Origin of the sequence: Sphingopyxis sp. KK2, assembly GCF_001990265.1 — a bacterium.
GTDB lineage: Bacteria > Pseudomonadota > Alphaproteobacteria > Sphingomonadales > Sphingomonadaceae > Sphingopyxis.
In genome coordinates, this window is sequence record NZ_LYVN01000191.1 from 1 (window position 1) to 5905 (window position 5905).

At 63.2% G+C, this 5905-nt stretch carries 10 protein-coding genes; 3 read left to right on the forward strand and 7 right to left on the reverse strand.

Annotated elements, in window-relative coordinates:
• The coding region (locus B1A78_RS19860) for a pitrilysin family protein (protein ID WP_144037922.1) at positions 1-836 on the forward strand (836 nt) is incomplete at its 5' end.
• A gap of 40 nt (positions 837-876) precedes the next feature.
• Here the strand turns inward: B1A78_RS19860 and B1A78_RS19865 are convergent.
• The 5 genes from B1A78_RS19865 to B1A78_RS19885 all read right to left on the reverse strand — a co-directional run bounded on the left by B1A78_RS19865 (position 877) and on the right by B1A78_RS19885 (position 3743).
• Positions 877-1551, reverse strand: a complete 675-nt coding sequence (locus tag B1A78_RS19865) for a hypothetical protein (protein ID WP_144037923.1) — start codon at positions 1549-1551, stop codon at positions 877-879.
• 29 nt (positions 1552-1580) lie between these two features.
• Positions 1581-2111 carry a hypothetical protein gene (locus B1A78_RS19870; protein ID WP_144037924.1) on the reverse strand — a complete coding sequence of 177 codons (531 nt, stop codon included), beginning with the start codon at positions 2109-2111 and terminating at the stop codon, positions 1581-1583.
• 212 nt (positions 2112-2323) lie between these two features.
• On the reverse strand, positions 2324-2743 hold the full coding sequence (locus B1A78_RS19875; RefSeq protein WP_077148613.1) for an addiction module antidote protein: 420 nt from the start codon (positions 2741-2743) through the stop codon (positions 2324-2326).
• 243 nt (positions 2744-2986) lie between these two features.
• The gene (gene bfr, locus B1A78_RS19880) at positions 2987-3469 is read right to left on the reverse strand and encodes a bacterioferritin (RefSeq protein WP_077148614.1); all 483 of its coding nucleotides are present in this window, start codon (positions 3467-3469) and stop codon (positions 2987-2989) included.
• 100 nt (positions 3470-3569) lie between these two features.
• Positions 3570-3743 (reverse strand): bacterioferritin-associated ferredoxin, encoded by a 174-nt coding sequence (locus B1A78_RS19885; protein ID WP_077148615.1) that lies wholly within the window; start codon positions 3741-3743, stop codon positions 3570-3572.
• A 181-nt stretch (positions 3744-3924) separates the two neighbouring features.
• On the opposite strand from B1A78_RS19885, the gene purS reads away from it, so the two are divergent.
• Complete coding sequence (gene purS, locus B1A78_RS19890; protein ID WP_056346005.1) at positions 3925-4155, forward strand: phosphoribosylformylglycinamidine synthase subunit PurS; 231 nt, start codon at positions 3925-3927, stop codon at positions 4153-4155.
• 14 nt (positions 4156-4169) lie between these two features.
• Complete coding sequence (gene purQ / locus B1A78_RS19895; RefSeq protein ID WP_077148616.1) at positions 4170-4835, forward strand: phosphoribosylformylglycinamidine synthase subunit PurQ; 666 nt, start codon at positions 4170-4172, stop codon at positions 4833-4835.
• Here the strand turns inward: purQ and B1A78_RS19900 are convergent.
• Together B1A78_RS19900 and B1A78_RS19905 are read right to left on the reverse strand one after the other, a co-directional pair.
• Entirely contained in the window at positions 4797-5174 is a 378-nt protein-coding gene (locus B1A78_RS19900) for a hypothetical protein (RefSeq protein WP_077148617.1), read from the reverse strand. The genes purQ and B1A78_RS19900 overlap by 39 nt on opposite strands.
• A 3-nt stretch (positions 5175-5177) precedes the next feature.
• Positions 5178-5905, reverse strand: a 728-nt coding sequence (locus tag B1A78_RS19905; RefSeq protein ID WP_372236911.1) for a queuosine precursor transporter, incomplete at its 5' end; no start/stop codon positions are given.

The following is a 5905-nucleotide window of genomic DNA, read 5'->3' on the forward strand; positions in this document are numbered from 1 at the left end:
GCCGCGATGCCGGCGGCATCCTCGCCAACAACGATCCGCGCACGGTGACGCCGTCGCTCGACAAGATGCTGACGCTCGACTGGGCCGGCCTCAAACCCGCGATCGCCGACAGCATGGCGCATGGCGCGATCGAGATCGGCGTCGTCGGCGACATCGACGAAGCGGCGGCGATCGATGCGATCGCCGCGACCTTCGGCGCGCTGCCCGAACGCCGCGCGGCCTTCGACCCGCGGCCCGAGGCGCGCATTCGCGAATATGCCAAGGACCGCAGCGAACGCACGCTGATCCACAAGGGCCCCGCCGAACAGGCCGAGCTACGCGTCTATTGGCCCGCGCGCGACGACAGCGACCTTGGCGAAGCGATGCGGCTGCAACTGCTGTCGCGCGTGATGCAGCTGATGCTGACCGAGGAATTGCGCGAGAAATTGGGCGAAAGCTACAGCCCCGGCGCGGGCGCCAGCCTGTCCGACGACTTCCCCGGCTATGGCCATCTCTTCGCCGCGAGCAATATCGATTACAAGGATATCGCGACGACGCGCGCCGCGATCCTCGGCATCGCGCGCGAGCTGCGCGACACGCCGATCGACGCCGACCTCTTGGGCCGCGCGCGCAAGCCGATGGTCGAGGCGATGACCAAGGCGCGGCGCGAGAACGGCTATTGGCTGCCTTATGTAGCCGCCGCGACGAGCAAGGAAGCGCGCCTCGATCGCAGCCGCAAGAGCATCGCCGACGTCGAGGCCGCAACCCCCGCCGAACTGCAGGCGCTCGCCAAACGCTACCTCACCGACGACAAGGCGCTGGTGATCAAGGCGGTGAGCGACAAGGCGGGGAAGTGATGACTGGTCCTTGGCGTCTCCGAGGCTCAACCATATTACCTTAGTCGCGCAGGTCGATCATTCGCTCGCGTTCGTAACGAAAAACCGCGGGGATTGGCATGACGCGATTAATCTGGTTTCCGAACCAGTTGGGTAGTTCTGGCATGGGAACGAAACGCGCTGGCTCGATCGCAGAGGCGGCCACTCGGCCTTTCCACTGGCCACTGGTGGGATGGCCGACGGCAATCCCGCGCATGGCAAAGGCGTCCTGTTCGCCGCGTCCGTTGGCTCTATTGCCCGTTTCGATCTGTTGCCCTTGCGCGTCGAGGATTGCGGATTCCACCCGCACGGCGGTCACCTTCTCGGGTTCTACCGTGAAACGCACCGAACCCATGCAGGCGCAGTCGATATCTTGAGGTAGATATTGCCAGCTGATTGTAGAAAAGGCGTAGTTTCCAGCAGGCACTTCGAACAGCCAGAGCGAGACATCCGCCGCGTTGGCGAACCGGTTATCGCGCGGAATTTCAATATATCCCAACGGGAATACGTTCGACGCATCTTGCGTGTCTTCCGCCAGCCGAACGAAGCGGATTAAGGGCCTGCGGTTGCGTGATTCAACCATCAGATAGGATTTGCCTGCCTCGGGATGGAACTCGCCACGTACTGTGACCTTGGAAATTTCGATTTCCTTTAACTCCTGTGCAGAGACCGGCGGGAGCGTGAAACCGGCGGCCACCAGAGAGGCCGTCAGGGCTACGCAGCGCATCACAATCCCAATGCTCTGCTGACGGGCCGGACCCCGGACGCGACAAGTGCCTGACGCACGAGCGACATCTGGATATCGCGCTCGGGGGTGGCGGCTTCGATGTGCTGCAGGTTGAACGCCTCCCACAGTGCCTTCGGTAAGCCGTAACGCGCATAGCCCTTGAAATACAGGCAGCGGCGCAGGTTGGCGCGACGGAACAGCCGGTCTTGGGCTGGAACGAAAATCAGGGTGTTGGCAAGGTCACCGACCAAGCCATAAGCCGTTCTGCCAAGAGTTTCACCTCGAGCAGACTTGCCTTGCCAAATGCCGCGCGCGCGGGCGTCGCATTCCCTCAAATCAGTCAGCGCGTCGGCAAAGCTCGTGTTCTGCCGATGGAAGTAGAAATATTTGTCATAATCTTTCACGATCGCTGGCGTTTCGACGAATGCCATTTCTGGTTGCGCAAAGTTCGCTGGATCCGGTTGCCACACCTGCCATTGAGCATCGCTTTGCGGGTCGTTTGGCCCTTGTGCGAAGGTGAACTGGGCCATGCAGGCGAAAACCAACGTGAGCGGGAGGCCGATGATACCTCGCCATCCGGATCGGAGTGTGGTCATGCGATGCGTTTTGAAGACCAAATATTGTCGGCGCAATATCTAAACCGCCAAGCCGCCGATCGTCCTATTGAACTTGTTGCGAACTAATAGGCAGCGTCGAGCCTCCTTCCGTTCAATGGGCGAGCGGAAGTTTTCGGAACTTCGCCCTAAACCCGTCCCGGCGCCTTTGCGCGGAGGAAGTTTTCGAGCGCGACGAAGATCATGCTGCGCGCGTCGCCGCCCAGCATCTCGGCGGTCAGCACGTCGAATTCGGCGCGGTCGCGGCGGCTTGACGCCTCGATCATCGCGGCGAGCAGGTTCTCGTCGAAGCTGAGGCGCGGGCAGCAGGGCGGGGCGACGGCGAAGGGGTCGGGCCAGCTGTGGCCGATCGCCTCGACGACCAGGCGAAAGCGCCGCGCGGCGAGGATATTGCCCCAGCGCCGCTCGAGTTCGGGCATCGGGTCGCGTTCGCTGCGGCGGCAGAGGATGCAGTAACGCAGCGCGAGCACGGCCTGCGCGGCGTCGACGGGAAGGTCGCGGATCAGCGGCTGCTGCGTCAGCTGGCGGATCAGCGTGCTCGATTCCATTGGATGCGTCCCTTTCCCGTGCGGTCCGGTCGATTGGCGCAGGTCCCGGGCCGGATCCGGAAAAAGCCGCCGGCCGCTGCATGGTGCAGCGGCCGGCAGGAGGGGACTGCCCCACCTTGCTATTGAGAATTATTCGCAAATACAAGCGAAAAAAGAGGCGCCCGTTGGCGCCTCTGAAATGCGGCGGAAAACCGCGTGTTTCTTGTTGCTCACCCCGGCCGAGAGCCGGGATGATGCGCCGAATCAGTCGTCGCCGACCGACTTCGACTGCAGCTGGATATAATTTTCGAGGCCCATGCGCTCGATCATCTCGAACTGCTTCTCGAGTTCGTCAACATGATGCTCTTCGCTCTCGAGGATGTCGGCGAACAGGTCGCGGCTGACATAGTCGCGCACGCTTTCCGAATGCGCGATCGCATCCTTGAGCAGCGGCAGCGCCTCTTCCTCGAGCGCGAGGTCGGCCTTGAGGATCTCCTCGACGGTTTCACCGACGCGCAGGCGGCCGAGCATCTGGAAATTGGGCAGGCCGCCGAGGAAGAGGATGCGGTCGGCGAGCTTGTCGGCGTGCTTCATCTCGTCGATCGATTCCTCGCGCTCGAAATGCGCGAGCTTCGCGACGCCCCAATTGTCGAGCATGCGATAGTGCAGCCAATACTGGTTGATCGCGGTCAGTTCGTTCTTCAGCGCCTCGTTGAGGAAATCGATGACCTTTTCGTCGCCCTTCATGGTGTCTTCCTGTCATTTTGTCTTGGGAGTGGGATGGGCGCATTATACCGCCCAAGGCCCCATCAGGCCAAGGTCAAAAATGGCAGAAAACCGAGAAAAATCAGGCGGTCGCGGCGACGTCGCTGATGATATTGCGAGCGAATGGCAGGCACTGGCCGCACTTGGGTTTGCGACCCAATTGCGCATAGGCGGCCTTGGCGCAGCGCACATCGCCATTGCGCGCAACATCGCGCAGCTGGCTTTCCTTTATTGCGTTGCAGACACAGACGACCATGTGCGAATCCTTCTCAACAAGCCCGATGTAGGGCTAGTGCGACGGACTCGCAACAGGAAAGTTGCGACTGGTTCGCATTCCGAAAAGGCGCATTTTCTTCGGCGCCCACCCTTGCCGACAAAGTGATTCGCGGGCATAGGCGCGCGCATCCGACGCTCCCGAGAAACGCAAAGGTCCGCCCATGAAAGTCCAGGTCTATGTGACGCTGAAACCCGGGGTGCTCGACCCGCAGGGCAAGGCGATCCATCATGCGCTCGAAGGCCTGGGTTTCGCCGGGGTCGACGATGTCCGCGCCGGGCGTTTCATCGAACTCGAAGTCGCCGACAGCGTCAGCGACGCCGACCTCGACGCGATGTGCGCCAAGCTGCTCGCGAACACCGTGATCGAAAACTACCGCATCCAGCGCGCCTGAAGGGACCCAGAGCCATGAAGACCGCCGTCATCGTCTTTCCGGGCTCGAACTGCGACCGCGACATGGCGGTCGCGCTCCGGACCGTCACGGGCCAGGCGCCCGCGATGGTGTGGCACCGCGAAACCGAACTGCCGGGCGGTATCGACTTCATCGCGCTGCCAGGCGGCTTTTCCTATGGCGATTATCTGCGCTCGGGCGCGATGGCGGCGCGTTCGCCGATCCTCGCCGCGGTGAGCGCCGCTGCGGCGCGCGGCGTGCCGGTGCTCGGCGTGTGCAACGGCTTTCAGGTGCTGACCGAGGCGCAGCTGCTGCCCGGCGCGCTGATGCGCAACGCCGGGCTCAACTTCGTCTGCCGCACCGTGCCGCTGACCGTCGCGAACAGCCAGTCGCTGTTCACCGCAGGCTACAAGGCCGAAGAGGCGATCGACATCCCCGTCGCGCACCATGACGGCAATTATTTCGCCGACGTCGACACGCTCGACCGGCTCGAAGGCGAGGGGCGCGTTGCGTTCCGCTATGCGGGCAACGTCAACGGCTCGGCGCGGAACATCGCGGGCGTGCTCAACGATGCGGGCAATGTGCTCGGCATGATGCCGCACCCCGAACGCGCGATCGATCGCGCGCATGGCGGTACCGACGGGCTACGCCTGTTCGAGGCTGCGCTCGGCGTTCTCGTCTAGGTTCGCTGCGGGCGCCACCTCGCGGCGAGGCCACCAGCGCTCGACCAGCGCCAGCACGCTCGGCCAGAAGGCGGTGTTCCAGATATCGTGCCAATGCCCCGATTCGGGCGCGAGCCGTCCGCGCAGATATTCGCCCTCGATATCGAGCCATTCGCCCGCGACCGCCGCGACCACCACCGCGATCCACGCGAGCCACACCGGTCGCCGCAGCCCGATGCGGACGGCGAGATAGATCGCCATGCCGGCATAGATATGCAGCGCATCCTTGCCGAGCCCGCTGCCGTCGATCAGGACGATCTTGATCTGCTGGTAGGCCGCCGAAACGGCTTCGGTGTCCACGGGTCAGACCTTGGCCTTGAACGGGCTGAAATCGGTGCCTTCGTCATAGACGTCGACGCCTTCGCGGCGCTTGAGCCAGACGACGATCGCGACCGTCACGGGCAGCAGGATGATTTCCCACCCCGTCTTCGTCACCCATTGCGACAGCACGGTTTTCATCAATTCGCCCGTCGCCCATCCTTCCTCTCCATAGAAGGCGACCGGGTAAAAGATCAGGCTGTCGAGACCCTGGCCGACGAAGGTGCTGGCGACAAAGCGCAGCCCCATGCGTTTGCCATTGTCGCTGATCTTCATCTTGGCGACGACGAGGCTGTTCGCAAACTCGCCGGCCCAGAAAGCGAGCATCGAGGCGATCACGATCCGCCAGCTGTTCGCGAACACCGCCTCATACGCCGCTTGGTGTGGCCAGCCGGGCGCGGGCGGCAGCGACACGACGACCCACGCCATGAATGCCATGAAGGCGAGCGCGGCAAAGCCGGTCCAGATGACGCGACGCGCGCGGGCATAGCCATAGACCTCGGTCAGCATGTCGCCGATAACGTAGCTCAGCGGAAAGAACATCACCCCCGCGCCGAAGGGCCAGTCGCCGATGAAGGGCAGCTCGACCACGGATCGTTTCGACGCGCCGATGATGTTGCTGAGCAACAGGATCGCGACGAACGCCGCCATTACCAGGTCATAATAGCGGAAATGCCGCACGGCGGCGGCGTTGGTCCGGGCGGGGGTGCGGG